The 21,031-nt window shown below is 60.8% G+C and carries 16 protein-coding genes, 1 tRNA gene and 1 pseudogene; 15 read left to right on the top strand and 3 right to left on the bottom strand.

Going from position 1 to position 21,031, the window contains the following annotated elements; genetic code table 11:
- The first annotated feature begins 11 nt into the window (after positions 1–11).
- The 7 genes from infB (at position 12) to NTD85_RS27080 (ending at position 7,434) form a co-directional block, all read left to right on the top strand.
- A complete protein-coding gene (gene infB, locus NTD85_RS27110) occupies positions 12–2,531 on the top strand; it encodes a translation initiation factor IF-2 (protein ID WP_262143702.1) in 2,520 nt (839 codons plus the stop codon).
- 160 nt (positions 2,532–2,691) lie between these two features.
- A complete protein-coding gene (gene rbfA / locus NTD85_RS27105) occupies positions 2,692–3,090 on the top strand; it encodes a 30S ribosome-binding factor RbfA (protein WP_003221549.1) in 399 nt (132 codons plus the stop codon).
- 4 nt (positions 3,091–3,094) lie between these two features.
- The gene (gene truB, locus NTD85_RS27100; protein ID WP_024011571.1) at positions 3,095–4,012 is read left to right on the top strand and encodes a tRNA pseudouridine(55) synthase TruB; all 918 of its coding nucleotides are present in this window, start codon (positions 3,095–3,097) and stop codon (positions 4,010–4,012) included.
- 115 nt (positions 4,013–4,127) lie between these two features.
- Positions 4,128–4,397: a 30S ribosomal protein S15 gene (gene rpsO / locus NTD85_RS27095; protein WP_003221553.1), complete on the top strand. Its 270-nt coding sequence runs from the start codon at positions 4,128–4,130 to the stop codon at positions 4,395–4,397.
- A gap of 193 nt (positions 4,398–4,590) precedes the next feature.
- Positions 4,591–6,696 carry a polyribonucleotide nucleotidyltransferase gene (gene pnp / locus NTD85_RS27090; RefSeq protein ID WP_262143701.1) on the top strand — a complete coding sequence of 702 codons (2,106 nt, stop codon included), beginning with the start codon at positions 4,591–4,593 and terminating at the stop codon, positions 6,694–6,696.
- A gap of 137 nt (positions 6,697–6,833) precedes the next feature.
- Positions 6,834–6,909, top strand: a tRNA-Thr gene (locus NTD85_RS27085).
- A gap of 225 nt (positions 6,910–7,134) precedes the next feature.
- Positions 7,135–7,434 carry a DUF6388 family protein gene (locus tag NTD85_RS27080; RefSeq protein ID WP_003221556.1) on the top strand — a complete coding sequence of 100 codons (300 nt, stop codon included), beginning with the start codon at positions 7,135–7,137 and terminating at the stop codon, positions 7,432–7,434.
- A gap of 51 nt (positions 7,435–7,485) precedes the next feature.
- Here NTD85_RS27080 and nadC read toward each other — a convergent pair whose 3' ends face one another.
- The gene (gene nadC / locus NTD85_RS27075) at positions 7,486–8,334 is read right to left on the bottom strand and encodes a carboxylating nicotinate-nucleotide diphosphorylase (RefSeq protein ID WP_003221558.1); all 849 of its coding nucleotides are present in this window, start codon (positions 8,332–8,334) and stop codon (positions 7,486–7,488) included.
- A 293-nt stretch (positions 8,335–8,627) separates the two neighbouring features.
- On the opposite strand from nadC, the gene NTD85_RS27070 reads away from it, so the two are divergent.
- The 6 genes and pseudogenes from NTD85_RS27070 (at position 8,628) to NTD85_RS27050 (ending at position 15,142) form a co-directional block, all read left to right on the top strand.
- The gene (locus NTD85_RS27070; RefSeq protein WP_262143700.1) at positions 8,628–10,814 is read left to right on the top strand and encodes a DUF1631 domain-containing protein; all 2,187 of its coding nucleotides are present in this window, start codon (positions 8,628–8,630) and stop codon (positions 10,812–10,814) included.
- Between the two features lie 64 nt (positions 10,815–10,878).
- Entirely contained in the window at positions 10,879–11,439 is a 561-nt protein-coding gene (ampD, locus tag NTD85_RS27065) for a 1,6-anhydro-N-acetylmuramyl-L-alanine amidase AmpD (RefSeq protein ID WP_262143699.1), read from the top strand.
- On the top strand, positions 11,436–12,275 hold the full coding sequence (ampE, locus tag NTD85_RS27060) for a regulatory signaling modulator protein AmpE (protein WP_103486509.1): 840 nt from the start codon (positions 11,436–11,438) through the stop codon (positions 12,273–12,275). Before ampD ends, ampE begins: the two co-directional genes overlap by 4 nt.
- 321 nt (positions 12,276–12,596) lie before the next feature.
- Positions 12,597–13,688, top strand: a pseudogene (locus tag NTD85_RS27890) (methyl-accepting chemotaxis protein); the annotation flags it as partial.
- Positions 13,665–14,594, top strand: a complete 930-nt coding sequence (locus NTD85_RS27885; protein WP_400498363.1) for a methyl-accepting chemotaxis protein — start codon at positions 13,665–13,667, stop codon at positions 14,592–14,594. The pseudogene NTD85_RS27890 and the gene NTD85_RS27885, both read left to right, overlap by 24 nt.
- Positions 14,595–14,752: 158 nt before the next feature.
- The gene (locus tag NTD85_RS27050) at positions 14,753–15,142 is read left to right on the top strand and encodes a hypothetical protein (RefSeq protein WP_135294939.1); all 390 of its coding nucleotides are present in this window, start codon (positions 14,753–14,755) and stop codon (positions 15,140–15,142) included.
- Here the strand turns inward: NTD85_RS27050 and NTD85_RS27045 are convergent, their stop codons facing one another.
- Both NTD85_RS27045 and cra read right to left on the bottom strand, forming a co-directional pair.
- The gene (locus NTD85_RS27045; RefSeq protein WP_262143697.1) at positions 15,143–15,919 is read right to left on the bottom strand and encodes a TatD family hydrolase; all 777 of its coding nucleotides are present in this window, start codon (positions 15,917–15,919) and stop codon (positions 15,143–15,145) included. It abuts the gene before it with no gap.
- A 3-nt stretch (positions 15,920–15,922) separates the two neighbouring features.
- Positions 15,923–16,918: a catabolite repressor/activator gene (gene cra / locus NTD85_RS27040; protein ID WP_262143696.1), complete on the bottom strand. Its 996-nt coding sequence runs from the start codon at positions 16,916–16,918 to the stop codon at positions 15,923–15,925.
- Between the two features lie 306 nt (positions 16,919–17,224).
- On the opposite strand from cra, the gene ptsP reads away from it, so the two are divergent.
- Both ptsP and pfkB read left to right on the top strand, forming a co-directional pair.
- The gene (gene ptsP / locus NTD85_RS27035) at positions 17,225–20,086 is read left to right on the top strand and encodes a phosphoenolpyruvate--protein phosphotransferase (RefSeq protein WP_262143695.1); all 2,862 of its coding nucleotides are present in this window, start codon (positions 17,225–17,227) and stop codon (positions 20,084–20,086) included.
- Positions 20,086–21,027 (top strand): 1-phosphofructokinase, encoded by a 942-nt coding sequence (gene pfkB / locus NTD85_RS27030; protein ID WP_262143694.1) that lies wholly within the window; start codon positions 20,086–20,088, stop codon positions 21,025–21,027. Before ptsP ends, pfkB begins: the two co-directional genes overlap by 1 nt.
- Positions 21,028–21,031: the final 4 nt, after the last annotated feature.

Genomic DNA, 21,031 nt, shown 5'->3' with positions numbered 1-21,031 from the left:
GAGAGAAGTGCATGACGCAAGTCACGGTGAAACAACTGGCCGATGAGGTCAAAACACCGGTAGAGCGCCTGTTGCAGCAGATGCGTGAGGCAGGTCTGCCGCACACCGCCGCCGAAGAACATGTGACTGACAGTGAGAAGCAATCCCTGCTGACTCACTTGAAGAGCAGTCACAAGGCGAAAGTGGAAGAACCACGCAAGATCACGCTGCAGCGTAAAACCACCAGCACCCTGCGTGTGGCTGGTAGCAAGAGCATCAGCGTAGAAGTTCGCAAGAAGAAAGTTTTCGTACAGCGTAGCCCGGAAGAAATCGAAGCCGAGCGCAAGCGTGAACTGGATGAGCGTCGCGCAGTAGAAAATGCTGCACGTCAGAAGGCTGAAGAAGAAGCCAAGCAGCGCGCTGAAGAAGAAGCGCGTCGCCAGCCTGCTGCTGCGCCGTCCGCGTCTGCCGAAGCTGTTGCTGCACCTGCGCCAGTAGCCGAACCCGTGCGCGAAGCCGCGCCGGTTGCTGCTGCGCCAACTGCCGACACTCGCAAGCGTGACGAACAGCGTCGTCCGGACAAGCCACGTGCCGACGATAACAATCGTCGCGGCGGTGGTGGTGATGGCGAGCGCAAAAACGCTCCGCATCGCGCATCGGTCAAAGAAAAGGCGCCGGCTCCACGTGTGGCGCCACGCACTACCGACGAAGAAAGCGATGGCTTCCGTCGTGGTGGTCGCGGCAAGGCCAAGCTGAAGAAACGCAACGCTCACGGTTTCCAGAACCCTACCGGTCCTGTCGTGCGTGAAGTGAAGATCGGCGAGACCATCACTGTTGGCGATCTCGCCCAGCAGATGTCGGTCAAGGCTGCTGAAATCATCAAGTTCATGTTCAAACTGGGCACTCCAGCGACCATCAACCAGGTACTCGATCAGGAAACTGCTCAACTGGTTGCTGAAGAGCTGGGCCACAAAGTGACCCTGGTCAGCGACACCGCCCTGGAAGATTCCCTGGCCGAGTCCCTGAAGTTTGAAGGTGAGGCAGTTTCCCGTGCGCCAGTCGTGACCGTAATGGGCCACGTTGACCACGGTAAGACTTCCCTGCTCGACTACATCCGTCGTGCCAAGGTTGCAGCGGGCGAAGCCGGCGGCATTACCCAGCACATCGGTGCATACCACGTTGAAACTGACCGTGGCATGGTGACGTTCCTCGACACCCCGGGTCACGCTGCGTTTACCGCAATGCGTGCCCGTGGTGCCAAGGCGACCGACATCGTGATCCTGGTGGTGGCGGCGGACGACGGCGTGATGCCGCAAACCATCGAGGCTGTTCAGCACGCTCAGGCGGCTGGCGTTCCTCTGGTGGTTGCGGTGAACAAGATCGACAAGCCGGGTGCCGACCTCGATCGCATCCGCAGCGAACTGTCGGTTCACGGCGTGACTTCCGAAGAGTGGGGCGGCGACACTCCATTCGTACCGGTTTCGGCGAAAATGGGTACCGGCGTTGACGAACTGCTCGAAGCCGTTCTGCTGCAGGCCGAAGTTCTCGAACTGACCGCCACTCCATCGGCTCCTGGCCGTGGTGTTGTCGTTGAATCGCGTCTGGACAAGGGCCGTGGCCCGGTGGCCACCGTGCTGGTTCAGGACGGTACGCTGCGTCAAGGCGACATGGTGCTGGTCGGCTCGAACTATGGCCGCGTGCGCGCCATGCTCGACGAGAACGGCAAGCCGATCAAGGAAGCAGGTCCGGCCATTCCGGTCGAGATCCTGGGTCTTGACGGTACACCAGACGCTGGCGACGAGATGAGCGTGGTTGCCGACGAGAAGAAAGCCCGTGAAGTGGCTCTGTTCCGTCAAGGCAAGTTCCGCGAAGTCAAACTGGCTCGCGCTCACGCCGGCAAGCTGGAAAACATCTTCGAAAACATGGGTCAGGAAGAGAAGAAGACGCTCAACATCGTCCTCAAATCCGACGTCCGTGGTTCGCTGGAAGCTTTGCAGGGCGCTCTGAACGGCCTGGGCAACGACGAAGTGCAAGTGCGCGTAGTCGGTGGCGGTGTCGGTGGTATCACCGAATCCGACGCCAACCTGGCACTGGCTTCCAACGCTGTACTGTTCGGCTTCAACGTGCGTGCCGATGCTGGCGCACGGAAGATCGTCGAGCAGGAAGGTCTGGACATGCGTTACTACAACGTGATCTACGACATCATCGAAGACGTCAAGAAAGCCCTGACCGGCATGCTCGGCAGCGATGTTCGCGAGAACATCCTGGGCGTGGCCGAAGTGCGCGACGTATTCCGTTCGCCGAAGTTTGGCGCGATCGCCGGTTGCATGGTGATCGAAGGTGTTGTGCACCGTAACCGTCCGATCCGTGTACTGCGTGAAGACATCGTTATCTTCGAAGGCGAGCTGGAATCCCTGCGCCGCTTCAAGGATGACGCTTCCGAAGTACGTGCCGGCATGGAATGCGGTATCGGCGTGAAGAGCTACAACGACGTCAAAGTCGGTGACAAGATCGAAGTCTTCGAGAAGGTTCAGGTTGCTCGCAGCCTCTGACTCGCGCACTTCAAGGGCCACGCCGAGCCGCCGCATGCAGATGCGCGCCGCGGCGTCAGGACTCTAAACGCAACGCCCGGTCTGGCTTTTGTCAGGCCGGGCGTTTGCCGCTTTCAGACCTTGCGGGTTTCACCGCGGGGCAGTAACAGGTAACAAAATCATGGCAAAAGAATACAGCCGTACCCAACGTATCGGCGATCAGATGCAGCGTGAGCTGGCCCAACTGATCCGTCGTGAAGTCAAAGACCCGCGCGTCGGCCTGGTCACCATTACCGCTGTGGAAGTCAGCCGTGACGTCGGTCACGCGAAGATCTTCATCACCGTGATGGGGCAGGACAACGCCGAAGACATCGCGCAAAGCATCAAGGTGCTCAACGCTGCCGCAGGTTTCCTGCGCATGCAGCTGGCCCGTGAAATGAAGCTGCGCAGTGTGCCGCAATTGCACTTCCACTACGACGAAAGCGTCGTGCGTGGCGCGCATCTGTCGGCCCTGATCGAGCGCGCCGTGGCTGAGGACAATCAGCACCTGGCCGCTGCACCTGAAGACACCAAGGAGTAATTCGGTGGCTCAGGTCAAACGTATCCGTCGTAACGTCAGCGGTATCATCCTGCTCGACAAGCCGCTGGGGTTCACCTCCAACGCCGCGTTGCAGAAGGTTCGCTGGTTGCTCAACGCCGAGAAGGCCGGTCACACCGGCAGTCTCGACCCGCTGGCCACCGGTGTCTTGCCGCTGTGCTTTGGCGAGGCAACGAAGTTTTCGCAATACCTGCTCGATTCCGACAAGGGTTACGAGACCCTGGCGCAACTGGGCAAGACCACCACCACGGCGGACGCCGAGGGTGAGGTTTTGCAGGAGCGTCCGGTGACCGTTGGTCGCGCCGATGTCGAAGCGGTTCTGCCGAAATTTCGTGGGCAAATCAGTCAGATACCGCCGATGTACTCGGCACTCAAGCGTGACGGTCAGCCGCTGTACAAGCTGGCCCGTGCAGGCGAAGTAGTGGAGCGCGAACCGCGTTCTGTTACTATTGCGCGCTTGGAATTGCTGGCCTTCGAAGGCGATACTGCGCGTCTTGCGGTGGATTGCAGCAAGGGCACCTATATCCGCACCCTGGTGGAGGATATCGGTGAGCAACTCGGTTGTGGTGCGTACGTCGCGGAACTGCGTCGTACCCAGGCCGGGCCTTTCACCCTGGCGCAGACCGTGACCCTCGAAGAGCTGGAAGCGGTACATGCCGAAGGCGGCAACGAAGCGGTCGACCGTTTCCTGATGCCATCGGACAGCGGCCTGCAGGATTGGCCGCTGCTGCACTTCTCCGAAGCGAGTGCGTTCTACTGGCTCAACGGCCAGCCGGTACGCGCCCCGGATGCTCCGAAGTTCGGCATGGTACGGGTACAGGATCACAATGGTCGCTTCATCGGTATCGGTGAAGTGAGCGAAGACGGGCGCATCGCGCCGCGTCGACTGATTCGGTCAGAATGACCGAACGAGTGTGGCTGTTAACAGGCACGGTCACTACTCATTTATAGATACAGGGATTTGTCCCTGGCCTGTTGAAACTGTTTTTGAAACAGTTTCCTGATAAAAGGATTGCCTCATGGCTCTCGACGTTCAAGAAAAAGCTCAAATCGTTGCCGACTACCAGCAAGCTGTTGGTGATACTGGTTCGCCAGAAGTGCAAGTTGCACTGCTGACCGCCAACATCAACAAACTGCAAGGTCACTTCAAGGCCAACGGTAAAGACCACCACTCCCGTCGTGGTCTGATCCGCATGGTAAACCAGCGTCGCAAGCTGCTGGACTACCTGAAAGGCAAAGATCTGAGCCGTTACAGCGCTCTGATCGGCCGCCTGGGTCTGCGTCGCTAATCAGCGATTGCGCTATGAGGTTGGTTGTCTGTCAGGCATCAGCGGTTTTCCGCTGGTGGCTGGCAGGCTCCCAGCCTCAAGTTTTATCTGCACTACCGTTTTACCCGGACAGTCAGCGGGCCGATTCCCGACATTGCCCAAGAATTTCGCAAGAAACCAGTTCCCCCAAGAGCCACAAAGAAGGTAGGACACCGTGAACCCGGTAATCAAAAAATTCCAGTTCGGTCAGTCGACCGTTACCCTCGAGACTGGCCGTATCGCCCGTCAGGCCTCCGGCGCAGTATTGGTCACCGTTGACGACGACGTCAGCGTATTGGTGACCGTCGTCGGTGCCAAGCAAGCCGATCCAGGCAAGGGCTTCTTCCCTCTGTCCGTTCACTACCAGGAAAAAACTTACGCTGCCGGTAAGATCCCTGGCGGGTTCTTCAAGCGTGAAGGCCGTCCTTCCGAGAAAGAAACCCTGACTTCCCGACTGATCGACCGTCCGATCCGTCCGCTGTTCCCAGAAGGCTTCATGAACGAAGTGCAGGTTGTCTGCACCGTCGTTTCCACCAGCAAGAAGACCGATCCGGACATCGCTGCGATGATCGGTACCTCGGCTGCCCTGGCCATCTCGGGCATTCCGTTCGACGGCCCGATCGGCGCCGCTCGCGTAGCTTTCCACGAAAGCACCGGCTACCTGCTGAACCCGACCTACGAGCAGCAAGCTGCTTCGAGCCTGGACATGGTCGTTGCCGGTACTGCGGACGCCGTGCTGATGGTTGAATCGGAAGCCAAAGAGCTGACCGAAGACCAGATGCTGGGCGCGGTACTGTTCGCTCACGACGAGTTCCAGGTGGTGATCAACGCCGTCAAAGAACTGGCCGCTGAAGCTGCCAAGCCAACCTGGACCTGGGCTCCGGCGCCAGAAGCCACCGAACTGCTGGGCGCGATCCGTGTCGAGTTCGGCGAAGCGATCTCCCAGGCTTACACCATCACCGTCAAGGCTGACCGCTACGCACGTCTGGGCGAGCTGAAAGACCAGGTCGTTGCCAAGCTGTCCGGCGAAGAAGGCCAGCCTTCGGCTGCTGACGTCAAAGCGGCTTTCGGCGAAATCGAATACCGCACCGTTCGCGAAAACATCGTTAACGGCAAGCCACGTATCGACGGTCGCGACACCCGCACCGTACGTCCGCTGAACATCGAAGTCGGCGTTCTGCCGAAGACTCACGGTTCGGCGCTGTTCACCCGTGGCGAAACCCAGGCTCTGGTAGTCGCGACGCTGGGTACTGCCCGTGACGCGCAGCTGCTGGACACCCTGGAAGGCGAGAAAAAAGACCCGTTCATGCTGCACTACAACTTCCCGCCGTTCTCGGTGGGCGAGTGTGGTCGCATGGGTGGCGCTGGTCGTCGTGAAATCGGTCACGGCCGTCTGGCCCGTCGTTCGGTTTCGGCCATGCTGCCAGCCGCTGACGTGTTCCCGTACACCATCCGTGTGGTTTCGGAAATCACCGAATCCAACGGTTCGAGCTCGATGGCTTCCGTTTGCGGCGCTTCCCTGGCCCTGATGGACGCTGGTGTTCCAATGAAGGCGCCGGTTGCCGGTATCGCCATGGGTCTGGTTAAAGAAGGCGAGAAGTTCGCCGTCCTGACCGACATCCTGGGTGACGAAGACCACCTGGGCGACATGGACTTCAAAGTAGCCGGTACCGCCAAAGGCGTTACTGCGCTGCAGATGGACATCAAGATCAAGGGCATCACCGAAGAGATCATGGAAATCGCTCTGGGCCAAGCCCTGGAAGCGCGCCTGAACATCCTCGGCCAGATGAACCAGATCATTGGCCAGTCGCGTACCGAACTGTCGGCCAACGCTCCGACCATGATCGCGATGAAGATCGACACCGACAAGATCCGTGACGTTATCGGTAAAGGTGGCGCGACCATCCGTGCGATCTGCGAAGAAACCAAGGCTTCGATCGACATCGAAGACGACGGTTCGATCAAGATCTTCGGCGAAACCAAGGATGCCGCAGAAGCTGCTCGTCAGCGCGTTCTGAGCATCACTGCAGAAGCTGAAATCGGCAAGATCTACGTCGGCAAGGTTGAGCGCATCGTCGACTTCGGCGCATTCGTCAACATCCTGCCGGGCAAGGACGGTCTGGTGCACATCTCGATGCTGAGCGACGCTCGCGTAGAGAAAGTCACCGACATCCTGAAAGAAGGCCAGGAAGTGGAAGTGCTGGTACTGGACGTGGACAACCGCGGTCGTATCAAGCTGTCCATCAAAGACGTGGCAGCAGCCAAGGCTTCGGGCGTTTAATCGCCCCACAGCCTTAGCGCAATAAAAATGCCCCGCCGTGAAAACGGCGGGGCATTTTTTTGTCTGCCACAAATGATATCAGTAGAGACAACGCCAAATTTGCCGCAACCCGAGACCGGTGCTAGGTTTAGCCCACCGCCCGTGTAGCTCAGCCGGTAGAGCAGCGCACTCGTAACGCGAAGGTCGCAGGTTCGATTCCTGTCTCGGGCACCATCCCCTCAGTCCCCCGGTTTATGTCTTCCAAGTCAAAGTTTTTGTGGGAGAGATGTAAAGAGCCGTGTAATTCGTCATGCAAACGTCCTATATTCGATGCCTGCATGAGCATCGCCCAGCAGTTTTCAGATGATCCCGAATGGTTCCGAAGGCCGGACAATCCGCGTCAGAGAGATCCTTGATGATCCAGATCCATCCTCCATTCTTACGATCAGCGAGAACGCCATGACCGAATTAACTCAAGAGCAACGTCACGAACAAGCGCTGGAAAAATACATTCTGGACGTGCCGGATCTGAAAGAAGAGATCAAGGACCTGAGTCCTGATGATCAGAAAGACCAGATCCAGTGGGCATTCGAAGACGAAGCCGAAGCTCAGGGTCTGCAGCCGTGGGAGTTGACGCTCAAGTACACCAGCACCCCTGAAGAGTTCGAGGCCAAGCGTCTGGAGCTGCACAAGGAGGCGGCCGAAGTGTTGGGCGTCGAGTGGGACGAGTACTGCGAGATGAACAATCTGGTGGTCTGAAACAAAAACGCCAGCCTCAACCAGGCTGGCGTTTTTTATTGCGCGACGGCCTCAGAGGCTCAGACGCATCGACAGGTCCACTGCCTTCACGTCCTTGGTCATCGCCCCGATCGAGATGTAATCCACGCCGGTTTCGGCGATCGGCAGCAGCGTGCTTTCGTTGATGCCGCCGCTGGCTTCCAGTTTGGCCTTGCCGCCGTTCAGGCGTACGGCTTCGCGCATGTCGTCCAGGCTCAACTCGTCGAGCATGATGATATCGGCGCCGGCTGCCAGCGCTTCCTTCAGTTCCTCAAGGCTCTCCACTTCGACCTCCACCGGTTTGCCCGGCGCGATCTTGTGCGCGGCGGCAATGGCCTGCGCGATGCCGCCGCTGGCGGCGATGTGGTTTTCCTTGATCAGGAACGCGTCGTAGAGGCCGATGCGGTGGTTGTGGCAACCGCCGCAGGTCACGGCGTATTTCTGCGCCAGACGCAGGCCTGGCAGGGTCTTGCGGGTATCCAGCAGCTTGACTTGGGTCTGCGCCACGAAGTCCGCCAGGTACTGCGCACGCGTGGCCACGCCGGACAGCAGTTGCAGGAAGTTCAGCGCACTGCGCTCACCCGTCAGCAACGAACGGGCCGGGCCTTCCAGATGAAACAGCGGCTGATTGGGTTTGACCCGTTCGCCGTCCCGCACCTGCCAGTGCACCGCGACCCGCGGATCGAGCTGGCGAAACACCGTGTCGACCCACGCCGTACCGCAGATAACTGCTTCGTCGCGAGTGATGATGGTGGCTTTGGCCAGACGTTCGGCCGGGATCAGTTGCGCGGTGATGTCGCCGCTGCCGACATCTTCGAGCAACGCACGGCGCACGTTGGCTTCGATTTCGGCGGTCAAATCGGCGAGACGTAGATTCGGCATAACGGGCTCCACAGACTAAGTGCGCCGATTATAGGGGCATGGCGAGAGCCAACCCAAGGCGAGAACTCGCGTGCCTGACTGCATCTGGTCGATTTTCTTTGAGCAAAGCCCGATTTTCGTGGTCACTGAAAGGTGTTGCAGGCATAGGGGAAACCCTGACGGCTATAGCGCCGGGGACAAGTTTTGCAAGATAATCCGCCTTGCATTTGACGTCATAGCTTTGACGTGCAACTCGCTCCCACCGGACATTGTGTTTTGACTGACCAGTGGAATCACCGTTTCAGGAGGCTTGGATGCGCAACGACGGGAATGTAGTGCCTTTGCACAAGGCTGCTACCGATCAGGCGAATCATTCGCCGCTCGCCCGCCTGCCTGTGATTCTGCTTCAGGTCCGCGACAAGGCGGCCCAGCAGCTGCGCCATGGTTTGCAGGAGTTGTTCGACAACGCCGACGACACCCTGTTCGAGATGGCCGACCGGGCGCGCAACGATGTCGAACAGAACATCTTTTTCGAAGCCATGCGCGACCTGCGCCTCAAGCGCAAAAACATCGAGCGCGGTTTTCTCGAGCAATTCTTCGAAGCCTTTGTCGCGCTGATTCAATACGACGCCGCACCACCCACATTGCCCGGTACGCTGATGTTCGAGGATTCGGCACCGCGTACCGATGACATGGAGCGCAGTGTGGCGGTCGAGACCATGGTCGGCCGCGTGCTCAAGCGTGACGGCTTTGCCCTCGATCAACTGACCGCGCGGCTTAACGCGTTGCTGGGCAAGGATTTCGACAACCAGCACAACCCGCTCGGCCCGGCGATGCTCTGCGAGTTTTTCCTGCAGGCCGGACGTAACCTGGGCGTGGAGATCAAGGTCAAACTGATCCTGCTCAAACTTTTCGAGCGCTACGTGCTGGCCGATACCGAGCAACTGTACGCTGAAGCCAATCAATTGCTGATTGCCACCGGCGTCTTGCCTGAGTTGAAGCCAGCACCGGCGCGGCGCGCAATCGAGCGCGCGACGGCCAGTATCAACAATGAAGAAGGTGCCGAACCCGAGCCCGCCGACGAAGGCGTGCAGGAAGTCTTTGCGGCGTTGCAGGAGTTACTTTTACATGTGCGCGGCAGCGTCGCGCCGACCCTGGAGCCGAGTGCAGCTGCGCAACCGATTACCACCCGCGATCTGCTGCGCCTGCTTTCGCACTTGCAGCAATACGTCCCGGCGCTGGCGGCGCAAGACGATTTCGATCTGCGCAATCAGCTTGAACAGTTGCTGACGCGGGTCAGCGTCAGGAGCGGTAAATCGCGCATCGTCGACGGCGCCGATGAAGATGTGATCAACCTGATCGCCATGGTCTTCGACTGCATCCTTGAAGACCGTAACCTGCCGGATTCGCTCAAGGCGCTGATCGCGCGTTTGCAGATCCCGATGCTCAAGGTGGCGGTACTCGACAAAAGCTTCTTCAGCCGCAGCAGTCATCCGGCGCGGCGGTTGCTCAACGAAATCGCCGATGCCGCCATGGGGTGGGGCGACTGCAATGGCGAGGCCCGCGACAGCCTGTATCTGCGCATCGAACAAGTGGTGCAGCGCCTGCTGAGTGACTTCGTCGACGATCCGGCGATTTTCTCCGAGTTGCTCGCCGACTTCCTCGCCTTCACCAGTGATGAGCGGCGGCGCAGCGAGTTGCTGGAGCAGCGTTTGCGCGATGCCGAAGAGGGCCGGGCGAAAACCGAACTGGCGCGGCAACGGGTCGAGCAGGCGTTGAATATGGCGCTGCTGGGTAAAGTCCTGCCACCGTCGGTGGTGACGTTCGTGCGCGATGCCTGGAGCAAGGTGCTGCTGCTGACCTGTCTCAAGCATGGCGATCACTCGGCTGAGTGGCAGGCCGATGTGCAAACCATGGAGCAATTGATCTGGAGCGTGCAGCGTCACGACGAAGCTGATGCCGGTCTGCAATTGTTGGCGCTGGTGCCTGGTTTGCTCAAATCACTGCGTGACGGCCTGAGCAGCTCGGCGTTTGATCCGTTTGCCACCAGCGAATTTTTCAGCGAACTGGAAGTGCTGCATGTGCGGGTGCTTGAACCTGCAACCGAGCAGCCGCCGGCGGATGCGCCGGCGTTGGTGGAGGTGTCGCAGCACATTACCCTGCGCAGCGCCGATGAGGGCGCGGTCGGCCTGAACGCCAGCGGCCTTGCGCATGACGACCCCGGGCTGCGTCAGGTGGAGCAACTGCGCCTGGGCAACTGGGTCGCGTTCCAGGAAGACGACGAGCACAGCCTGCGCTGCAAGCTGGCAGCGATCATCGAAGCCACCGGCAAATACGTGTTTGTCGATCGTACCGGGATGAAAGTGCTGGAGCGCAGTCGCGTCGACCTGGCCCTTGAGTTTCGCCGTGGCGCGGTGCGGGCGCTGGATGACACCTTGCTGTTCGATCGGGCGCTGGAGTCGGTGCTCGGCAATCTGCGGCGACTCAATCGCGGCAAGTGATCGCGCGCCGGGGGCCGATCACGGCATACTGGGCGCCAACACAGTCGGCGTTGAAGGAATCGGTATGCAGTTGGATCCCGCTAGCGGGTGGTGTCACGGGGTGCAGGTCTGCCCATCGCCCAACTTCAATGAACGCCCTGCGGGCGAAATTTCTCTGTTGGTCATTCACAACATCAGCCTGCCGCCAGCGCAGTTCGCCACCGGCAAGGTGCAGGAATTTTTCCAGAATCGTCTGGATGTCACCGAGCATCCCTATTTTGCAGGGATTGCTGACCTGCGCGTCTCGGCGCATTTTCTGATTGAACGTGACGGCACCGTCACCCAGTTTGTCTCCTGTCTTGAACGGGCGTGGCATGCTGGTGTGTCGATGTTCGAAGGCCGTGAAACCTGTAACGATTTTTCCGTGGGCATCGAACTCGAAGGCACTGATGATCTGCCCTTTACCGACGCGCAGTATCAGGCGTTGATCACGCTGACGCGTCAGCTGCAAAGAGCATTTCCGGCTATCACCGGCGCCCGTATCTGCGGGCACAGCGACATCGCACCCGGGCGCAAGACCGATCCTGGCCCGGCATTCGACTGGGCGCGTTACCGCGCAGCCCTGGCACAAGAGGAAGGACAATGAGTTTTCTGGTGTTACTGCTGGCGGTCTGGATCGAGAAATTCTCGGCCCTGCGCCATCGGGTTCAACGCGATGGCGGATGGATCCGCGAACTGCACAAACTCGAAGCCAGTGAGCGCCTGGCCAAGCGGCCATGGCTGGTGCTGACAATTCTGGTGTTGCTGCCGGTGGCGCTGCTCGCCTTGTTGCTGGTGGTACTGGAACCCGTCGCTTACGGCTTGCTGGCGCTGCCGGTGCATTTGCTGGTGGTGATTTACGCGCTGGGGCGCGGTGATCTGCTCGGCGGTCTCGGGCCGTTTCGTGACGCCTGGCGTCGCGAAGACCTGCAAGCCGCCGCGCATGTGGCCAAGCGGGATCTGGATATTTGTGCCGACAGCGGTGAGCAATTGCTGGATCAGGTACAGGGCCATCTGTTGTGGCAGGCGTATCAAAGTTTCTTCGCGGTGATCTTCTGGTATTTCGTGCTAGGTCCGGTGGCGGCGCTGGCTTATCGCTTGCTCGCGTTGGCTGAAGAAAACAGCCAGAACCCGGCCCTCGCCGAACGCGCCGGCCAGTTACGTCATGCCTTCGACTGGGTGCCGGTGCGCTTGCTCGCCGCCAGTTTTGCCCTGGTCGGCAACTTTGTTGCGGTCAGCCGGGTGATGTTGCACGAACTGCTGAACTGGAACATCAGCGCCGCGCAACTGATCAACAAGGTCGGGCTGGCAGCCGGCGAGATCCCGCCGCCGGTGGTCGGGCCGGAAGGCATCAACACCCTCGATTGCCTGTGGGAACTGCTGCTGCGCGCGGCGGTGTTGTGGTATGCCGGGTTTGCCTTGTGGACAGTGTTGATTCACTGAGCCCTCGGTAAAGTTAATTGTGGTGAGGGAGCTTGCTCCCGCTGGGTGGCGAAGCCGCCCTGGCTGTTCATCATAAACAACGCGTCCAAGCGATTTGCGTCTGCTGCGCAGCCGAGCGGGAGCAAGCTCCCTCGCCACAGGGTGAGCGATCTGCCCCAGATAGTCGTTAACCTTAAGTTACAAAACCTCCCCTCGATTTGAGCTATACAGAGACAGCGCCCGATAGTGGCTATCTGCTGTCGCCCCGCGCCTGCCAATAAAAACAAGAAAAGCCAAGGGAGACTTCCAGTGAAGAGCTTGCTCTATCCCGCCGTCTCGTTGATGAACCGTCTGAGCTTCGGCATGAAGTTCAGCCTGATCAGCGTGCTGTTCCTGGTGCCGATGCTGGTGACCAATTTCTATCTGGTGCGCGATTCCTTTCGCGAATTCCAGGGCACCCGGGTCGAATTGCAGAGCCTCGACCTGCTGGGCAGCAGCCTGACCCTGCGCCGGGATCTGGAAACCCTGAACAATCTGGTGCAGATCAACGTCACCCTCGGTCAGTCCGGCAAGGCCGACAATCTTGAGTCGCAGATCGGCAGCCTGGAGCAAACCGTGCTGGCGCGCCTGCAAGGTCTGCAGGCGATGACTGACGATCCTGAGCAGATCAAGGTGTTCGACGGCAAACGCGATGAAATGATCAGCGCGTTCAAGGCTCAACAGGCGGAAAGCTCACTGCAAAGCAAAAGCGCAATGATCGGCAAGCTGCTCGGCAACGCGCAGATTTTCAGCCAGATCATCGCCAGTCAGGCCGGTCTGAGCCGCGACAACCAGAGCGACATCCGCCAGCTCAGCGAACTGCTCACCAACATCACCCCGGCCGTGACCCAGACGCTTGGCGAAGGCCGGGCCATCGGTTCGTATTCGTTGGGGCAGGGCTTTCTCAACAGTTCGTCGAGCGCCCGTTTCGACGAGTTGCTGGCGCAGATCGAAAAGCTCCAGGCCGAATACGCGCTGAAACTGGCCGATGCCCTCGACTCCAGCAAAGCCGCGCGCGCCAGCCTCAGCGCACCGGCCGACAGCAGCAAAACCTCGCTCAAGCAGGCCAGCGAGCTGTTTGAAGCGAAAGTCGTGGTGGCCGAGACCCTTGATACGCCGTGGCAAACGTTTTATGACCAAGTCACCGGGCTGATGGACCAGACCTACCAGCTCAACGAAGCGACCCTGAAATTCCTCGATACGCAATTGCAGCAACGCCTGGCGCAAAATCGCACGCACATGGTGTTGCAGGCGGTGGCGCTGTCGGTGGTGTTCGTGCTGATTTTCTATCTCTATGGCGGGTTCTACGCCTCGACCCGCACCACGCTCAAGCGCCTGGGCGCGATGATGGACAAGGTCGCGGCCGGCGACATGACGGTCAATTTCAAGGCCAACAGCCGTGATGAACTGGGCGAGTTGGGTGAGGTGTTCAACGGCACCGTGAGGAAGATCCATGACCTGATCGAGCGGGTCGGGCACACCGTGGCAGAGGTCGAGCGTCAGGCCGGACAGGTGGAAAACGTGTCTGCGCAAAGCAATCAGGCGGTGGCCGGGCAGCGCACGCAGATCGAGCAAGTGGCGACCGCAATGAACCAGATGTCAGCGACCTCGCTGGAAGTTGCACGCAGCGCGGCGGCAGCGGTGAGCAGCGCGCACAGCGTCAACGACGAAACCGTCAGCGGTCGCACACTGGTAGCGTCGCAGCAGGGCAGCATTGCCGCGCTGGCCAGCGAGATCGATCAATCGGTGCTGGTGATCAACCAGCTAGCCAGCGACAGCCAGTCGATCAGTCGCGTCCTGGAAGTGATCAAGAGCATTGCCGAACAGACCAACCTGCTGGCACTCAACGCCGCCATCGAAGCGGCCCGCGCCGGAGAGCAGGGTCGTGGCTTCGCGGTGGTTGCGGACGAAGTGCGAACGTTGGCCAAACGCACCCAGCAATCGACCGAAGAAATCGAGCAGATGATCAGCAAGCTGCATGGCGGCGTGGGCGCTGCGGTGAAGGCCATGGGCGTTAGCCATCAGATGGCCAATGGCACGGTCGGGCAGTCGGAAAAGGTCCAGCAGGCGCTGGAAAACATCCTCGGCGCGGTAGGCATGATCGTCGATCAGAACCAGCAGATCGCCGCCGCCGTGGAGCAACAGACTGCGGTGGCCCATGACATCGATCAGAACATCGTCGAGATCAATCGCGCCGGTGAGCGCACGGCCCAGGGGGCGCACCAGACCGAGGACGCCAGCCGAGCGTTGTCAGCGCAGGTGGTGGAACTGAAACAGCTGATCAGCGCGTTCCGCGTCTGATCGAGCGCGAATGCCTACGAGGGCGGTAATGTCAGAACATTTTGTAATGCTTTGATGCTTACGCTTGTAAGCCAATTCCTGTTTTCTTCCGGCGGCTGGCTTTTCGTCATTATTGAGCCAGTATCCCTGATCAGTTAGTTGCGCTGAGGAGGCCGCGAATGTCCGTTGTAACCCTGGGAGTTCAGGGCCGTTGTGCTCATTGCCAGACCACGCAGGTGCTTAAACCCTGGCAACTCAATGCCATCGCAATCAATGAACCGTTTACCTGCAATCACTGCCAGAAAACCCTGGAGTTGCGCTGTCCGGTGCAGATCAAACGCTTCAAATCTCTCGACTCTCTCGGATTGCTGCGCTTCAGCGCGTCAGTCACGGTGTGCACCGCGCTGCTGGTGGCGTTGGTCATGGAATGGATCGGCCTGCTCAACGTGACGGAACAGTTGAATGCATCGCTGATCGTGCTTTTTGTGTACTTCGCGCTGCTGCGTTTTGTTCATCATCGCCAGCACATGACCCTGATCCTCGAGGCGGCCAAGGCCCACGGCGACTGATTACCAACCGAACACTTCGCAACTGTTGGCGGTGCTGGCGGCAGCCAGTCGTTCTGAACTGATATTCATCAACTCGGCGAGCGCCGCACAGATCGCCGGCAAGTGCGCAGGGGTATTGCGTACTCCGGGAAACATCGCCGGCGCCATGTCCGGGGAGTCGGTTTCCAGCACGATCGACTCCAGCGGCAGATCCGCCAGGACCCGATGCATACGCAACGCCTGCGGCCAGGTCGGCGCGCCGCCCAGACCCAGTTTGAAACCGAGTTTGATGTATTCCCGAGCTTCTTCACGGCTGCCGGCGAAGGCGTGGATGATCCCGGCGCGTTTGAGCTTGAAGCGTTTGAGCGTGGCGATTACGGCTGCGTGGCTGCGGCGCACGTGGATCAGCGCCGGCAGTTCGAAGTCCGCTGCCAGTTGCAGTTGCGCCTCGAACAGCGCCTGCTGACGTTCACGGTCGAGGGTTTCGATGAAGTAATCCAGACCGATCTCGCCCACCGCACACAGTTGTCGATGGCCGCGCAGCCGCGTCAGCCAGTCACCGAGCGTGCGTAAATCTTCGGGTTGATGCTGATCGAGGTACACCGGGTGCAGACCGAATGCCGCGTACAGGTCGGCATCGCGCTGCACCAGATCCCACACCCGCTGCCAGTTACCCTGATAAACCCCCAGCACCACCATCCGCCGCACCCCGAGGGCGCGGCTTTCGGCGAGCAACGCCGAGCGATCGGCGTCGAAGTCGGGGAAGTCGAGGTGGGTGTGGCTGTCGATCAGCTGCACGGCTCAGTCCCGGTGAATACGCTGCTTGAAGGTACGGGCGATGGCCTGCACGCCAGGCTTGTATTGCGATTGCTCGACGGCGGCCAGCGCCAGTTCCAGCGCCTTGTCGGCGATCAACTGGTGCTGCTGGGCCATGGCGTTGACCGGCAGCGGCAGGAAGTCCAGCAACTGCGTATCACCGAAGGTGCCCAGACGTAGCGGGCGGGATTTGAGCGGGAAGTCATGCAGCGCATCGAACACGCCCTGCAACAGCACGTAGGACGTGGTCACCAGCGCATCCGGCAAATGCCCCAGACGTTGCAGGAGTTCTTCCATCAATTGCTTGCCGCATTCACGGCTGAAGGACTCGGCGTGCTCGATCAGCACTCCGCCTTTGAAGTCGACCAGTGCCTGCTTGAAGCCGGCCGCACGTTCCTGGCTGATGCTCAGCTCCGGACGCGCACCGAGCAGCACGATCTGTTTTGGTTGCGGATCGAGCAGGCTCTGGGTCAAGTGCAGGCTGGCTTCGCGGTCGTCACTGATCACCGAGCAGAAGTGCTCGGGTTCCATGACCCGGTCGATGGCGATGATCGGCAAGCCCTTGGCCTGCAACTGGCGGTAGCTGTCGTCACCGGCCGGCAGGCAACTGGCGACGATCAGCGCATCGCACCGGCGGGCGCGGAACAGTTGCAGCAACTGGCGCTCGCTGTCCGGCGCATCGTCGGAGCTGGCGATCAGCAACTGATAGCCACGCGCCCGCGCACCTTGCTCCAGCAGTTTGGCGATCCGCGCGTAACTGGGGTTTTCCAGATCCGGCAGAATAAAGCCCAACGTGCGCGTGTGCCGACTGCGCAGCCCGGCCGCTTGTGGGTTGGGGGTGAAGCCGTGCTCTTCGACGACCGCACGCACGCGCTCGACCGTGGCGCTGCTGATGCGTTGCTGTTCGGCCTTGCCGTTGATGACGTAGCTGGCGGTGGTCACGGACACTCCGGCCAACCGCGCGATATCACTGAGTTTCAACCCGGGATTTCCTTGTTTTTTCGAGCTTGCCGCAACATTTTCGCCAATCCTACCCGATTCGGGCAGACGACTATTGTCGCAGCGCATCCGACAAGTTGGACTTCAAGGATGGGACATTATCGAGTAACGTGCCGATCAATCTAGATTAAACGTTTCAGCAGGCGTATTTTCTACGTTTTAGACGCTTTTGGCCGGTTCTGCCGTGAAACCGCCAAAACTGCCGCTGAAAAGCAGGCTGACCAGCGCCTAAGCTGTGACCATTCAAAACAATATCCTGGCGCATCCATGTGCCAAAAAGGAGATCGCATGCTCGAGCTCACTATAGAGCAGATATCCATGGGCCAATCGGCTGTGGATAAACCCGCCGCCCTGCAATTGCTTGCCCATCATCTGGTGGCCGATGGCCTGGTCGCCGATGGCTACCTCGCTGGATTGCAGGCCCGGGAAGCCCAGGGCTCGACCTTTCTCGGCCAGGGTATCGCCATCCCCCATGGCACCCCGGAAACCCGCGATCAGGTATTCGCCACCGGCGTGCGGCTGATGCAGTTTCCCGAGGGCGTGGATTGGGGCGATGGCCAGATCGTTTATCTGGCGATCGGCATCGCCGCCAAATCCGACGAACACCTGCGCCTGCTGCAACTGCTGACCCGCGCCCTCGGCGAGACCGATCTGGGTCAGGCCCTGCGTCGCGCCAGCTCGCCGGAAGCGCTGCTGAAACTGCTGCAAGGTGCGCCGCAGGAACTGGCGCTGGATGCGCAGATGATCGGCCTCGGCGTGTCGGCTGACGATTTCGAAGAACTGGTCTGGCGTGGCGCGCGTCTGCTGCGTCAGGCCGATTGTGTGAGCAACGGTTTTGCCGGCGTGTTGCAGCAAGTCGAAGCGCTGCCGCTGGGTGACGGCCTGTGGTGGCTGCACAGCGAACAAACCGTGAAGCGCCCGGGCCTGGCCTTCGTCACCCCGGACAAACCGATGCGTTACCTCGGGCAGCCGCTCAGCGGTCTGTTCTGTCTGGCCAGTCTGGGCGAGGCGCATCAGGCGCTGCTCGAACGTCTGTGTGCGCTGCTCATCGAAGGGCGCGGTCATGAATTGGGCCGCGCCACCAGCAGCCGCAAAGTCCTCGAAGTGCTCGGCGGCGAACTGCCCGCCGATTGGCCGAGCGCACGTATTGCCCTGGCCAACGCCCACGGTTTGCATGCACGTCCGGCGAAGATTCTTGCGCAACTGGCGAAGAGTTTCGACGGTGAAATCCGCGTGCGCATCGTCGACAGCGCGGACAGCGCCGTGTCGGTAAAAAGCCTGAGCAAGCTGCTGAGTCTCGGCGCCCGTCGTGGACAGGTGCTGGAGTTGATCGCCGAACCGAGCATCGCCGCCGATGCCTTGCCGGCGCTGCTGGCCGCTATCGAAGAAGGCCTCGGTGAAGAAGTCGAACCGCTGCCGGCCGTGAGTCAGCAACGCGAAGTCATCGCTGATATCGCCGAAGTGCTGATCGCCCCGGCGTCCGGCGCGCAGTTGCAGGCGATCCCTGCCGCGCCGGGTATCGCCATCGGCCCGGCGCACATTCAGGTGCAGCAGGCTATCGATTACCCGTTGCGTGGTGAGTCCGCGGCCATTGAGCGCGAGCGTCTCAAGCAAGCGCTGAGCGATGTGCGCCGTGACATCCAGGGCCTGATCGAACGCAGCAAAGCCAAGGCCATCCGCGAGATCTTTATCACCCACCAGGAAATGCTCGACGACCCGGAACTGACCGACGAAGTCGACACCCGCCTCAAACAAGGCGAAAGCGCCGAAGCGGCGTGGATGGCGGTGATTGAAGCAGCGGCCAAACAACAGGAATCGCTGCAGGACGCGTTGCTCGCCGAGCGGGCGGCGGACCTGCGTGACATCGGGCGCCGGGTACTGGCGCAACTCTGCGGTGTGCAGACGCCGAACGAGCCGGAGCAGCCGTACATTCTGGTGATGGACGAAGTCGGCCCATCCGACGTGGCGCGGCTCGATCCGGCCCGAGTTGCAGGGATTCTCACCGCGCGCGGCGGCGCCACCGCGCACAGTGCAATCGTCGCCCGTGCTCTCGGGATTCCTGCGCTGGTCGGAGCTGGCGCTGCGGTGCTGCTGCTGGCACCGGGCACGCCGTTGCTGCTCGACGGCCAGCGCGGTCGCCTGCATGTCGACGCCGATGCCGCGACCCTGCAACGCGCCGCCGAAGAACGTGATACCCGCGAACAACGTCTCAAGGCTGCCGCCGAACAACGCCATCAACCGGCACACACCACTGACGGCCACGCCGTGGAAGTGTTCGCCAACATCGGTGAAAGCGCCGGTGTCAGCGCTGCGGTCGAGCAGGGCGCCGAAGGCATCGGTCTGCTGCGCACCGAACTGATTTTCATGGCTCACCCGCAAGCGCCAGACGAAGCCACTCAAGAGGCCGAATACCGTCGCGTTCTCGACGGCCTCGCCGGGCGGCCGCTGGTGGTGCGCACCCTTGATGTTGGCGGCGACAAACCGCTGCCGTATTGGCCGATCGCCAAGGAAGAAAACCCGTTCCTCGGCGTGCGCGGCATTCGCCTCACGTTGCAGCGTCCGCAGATCATGGAAGCGCAATTGCGCGCCTTGCTGCGTTCGGCGGATAACCGTCCGCTGCGGATCATGTTCCCGATGGTCGGCAGCGTCGAAGAGTGGCGTCAGGCCCGCGACATGACCGAGCGTCTGCGCCTGGAAATCCCGGTCGCCGATCTGCAACTGGGGATCATGATTGAAGTACCGTCCGCCGCATTGCTGGCGCCGGTGCTGGCCAAGGAAGTCGACTTCTTCAGTGTCGGCACCAACGACCTGACGCAATACACCCTGGCCATCGACCGGGGTCACCCGACGCTTTCAGCTCAGGCCGATGGATTGCACCCAGCGGTGCTGCAGTTGATCGACATCACCGTGCGCGCCGCGCATGCCCATGGCAAATGGGTCGGCGTGTGCGGCGAGCTGGCGGCAGATCCGCTGGCGGTGCCGGTGCTGGTCGGCCTCGGCGTCGATGAGCTGAGCGTGTCCGGCCGCAGCATCGCCGAGGTCAAGGCGCGCATCCGCGAACTCAGCCTGACCCAAGCGCAAACCCTTGCTCAACAAGCCCTCACCGTGGGCAGCGCGAACGAAGTGCGTGCATTAGTGGAGGCCCTGTAATGGCCAAGATTCTCACCCTGACCCTTAACCCGGCGCTGGACCTCACGGTCGAGCTGCCACGCCTGGAGGCCGGTCAGGTCAACCGCAGCGACGAGATGCACACCCACGCCGCCGGCAAAGGCGTGAACGTCGCTCAGGTCCTCGCAGACCTCGGGCATCAACTGACGGTCAGCGGCTTTCTCGGAGAAGACAATCTGCAAGCCTTCGAGACTTTGTTCGCCAAGCGCGGCTTTGTCGACGCGTTCATCCGCGTGCCGGGGGAGACGCGCAGCAACATCAAGGTCGCCGAGCATGACGGGCGTATCACCGACATCAACGGCCCGGGGCCGGTGGTCGACGCGGCGGCGCAGCAGGCGTTGCTCGAGCGTCTGCTGCAGATCGCCCCGGGGCATGACGCGGTGGTGGTCGCCGGCAGTCTGCCGCGTGGCGTCAGCGCGCAGTGGTTGCGCGAACTGATCGAACGTCTGAACGGTCTCGGTCTGAAAGTCGCCCTCGACAGCAGCGGTGAAGCCTTGCGTGCGGCGATTGAAGCGCGCCCGTGGCTGATCAAGCCGAACACCGAAGAACTCGCCGATGCGCTCGATTGCGATGTGGTCTCGCACGCCGCCGAAGCTCAGGCGGCGGCGTGCCTGCACGCCAAAGGTATCGAGCACGTGGTGATTTCCCACGGTGCCGACGGGGTGAACTGGTTCAGCGTCGGTGCGGCGCTGCATGCCACGCCGCCGAAGGTCACGGTCGCCAGTACGGTGGGTGCCGGTGACTCGTTGCTGGCCGGCATGCTCCACGGTCTGCTCAGTGCCGATACTCCTGAGCAGACCCTGCGCACGGCCACGGCGATTGCCGCGATGGCGGTGACGCAGATCGGTTTCGGCATCAACGATGCGGCGCAACTGGCGCAGCTCGAACAGGGCGTGCGCGTGCGTCCCCTGACAGAACAATAAGAGG

Origin of the sequence: Pseudomonas sp. 13B_3.2_Bac1 (assembly GCF_025466205.1) — a bacterium.
Lineage (GTDB): Bacteria > Pseudomonadota > Gammaproteobacteria > Pseudomonadales > Pseudomonadaceae > Aquipseudomonas > Aquipseudomonas fluorescens_H.
The sequence above is the reverse complement of the archived record's forward strand: the minus strand, read 5'-3'. Positions and strand labels throughout refer to the sequence as shown.

Excerpts from the sequence above, each read along its gene's own strand:
- ampD (WP_262143699.1), top strand. The coding sequence starts at position 10,879 with ATGCAGTTGGATCCCGCTAGCGGGTGGTGTCACGGGGTGCAGGTCTGC.
- infB (WP_262143702.1), top strand. The coding sequence starts at position 12 with ATGACGCAAGTCACGGTGAAACAACTGGCCGATGAGGTCAAAACACCG.
- NTD85_RS27070 (WP_262143700.1), top strand. The coding sequence starts at position 8,628 with ATGCGCAACGACGGGAATGTAGTGCCTTTGCACAAGGCTGCTACCGAT.
- rbfA (WP_003221549.1), top strand. The coding sequence starts at position 2,692 with ATGGCAAAAGAATACAGCCGTACCCAACGTATCGGCGATCAGATGCAG.
- NTD85_RS27885 (WP_400498363.1), top strand. The coding sequence starts at position 13,665 with ATGACGGTCAATTTCAAGGCCAACAGCCGTGATGAACTGGGCGAGTTG.
- nadC (WP_003221558.1), bottom strand. The coding sequence starts at position 8,334 with ATGCCGAATCTACGTCTCGCCGATTTGACCGCCGAAATCGAAGCCAAC.
- NTD85_RS27080 (WP_003221556.1), top strand. The coding sequence starts at position 7,135 with ATGACCGAATTAACTCAAGAGCAACGTCACGAACAAGCGCTGGAAAAA.
- ptsP (WP_262143695.1), top strand. The coding sequence starts at position 17,225 with ATGCTCGAGCTCACTATAGAGCAGATATCCATGGGCCAATCGGCTGTG.
- NTD85_RS27050 (WP_135294939.1), top strand. The coding sequence starts at position 14,753 with ATGTCCGTTGTAACCCTGGGAGTTCAGGGCCGTTGTGCTCATTGCCAG.
- ampE (WP_103486509.1), top strand. The coding sequence starts at position 11,436 with ATGAGTTTTCTGGTGTTACTGCTGGCGGTCTGGATCGAGAAATTCTCG.
- rpsO (WP_003221553.1), top strand. The coding sequence starts at position 4,128 with ATGGCTCTCGACGTTCAAGAAAAAGCTCAAATCGTTGCCGACTACCAG.
- pfkB (WP_262143694.1), top strand. The coding sequence starts at position 20,086 with ATGGCCAAGATTCTCACCCTGACCCTTAACCCGGCGCTGGACCTCACG.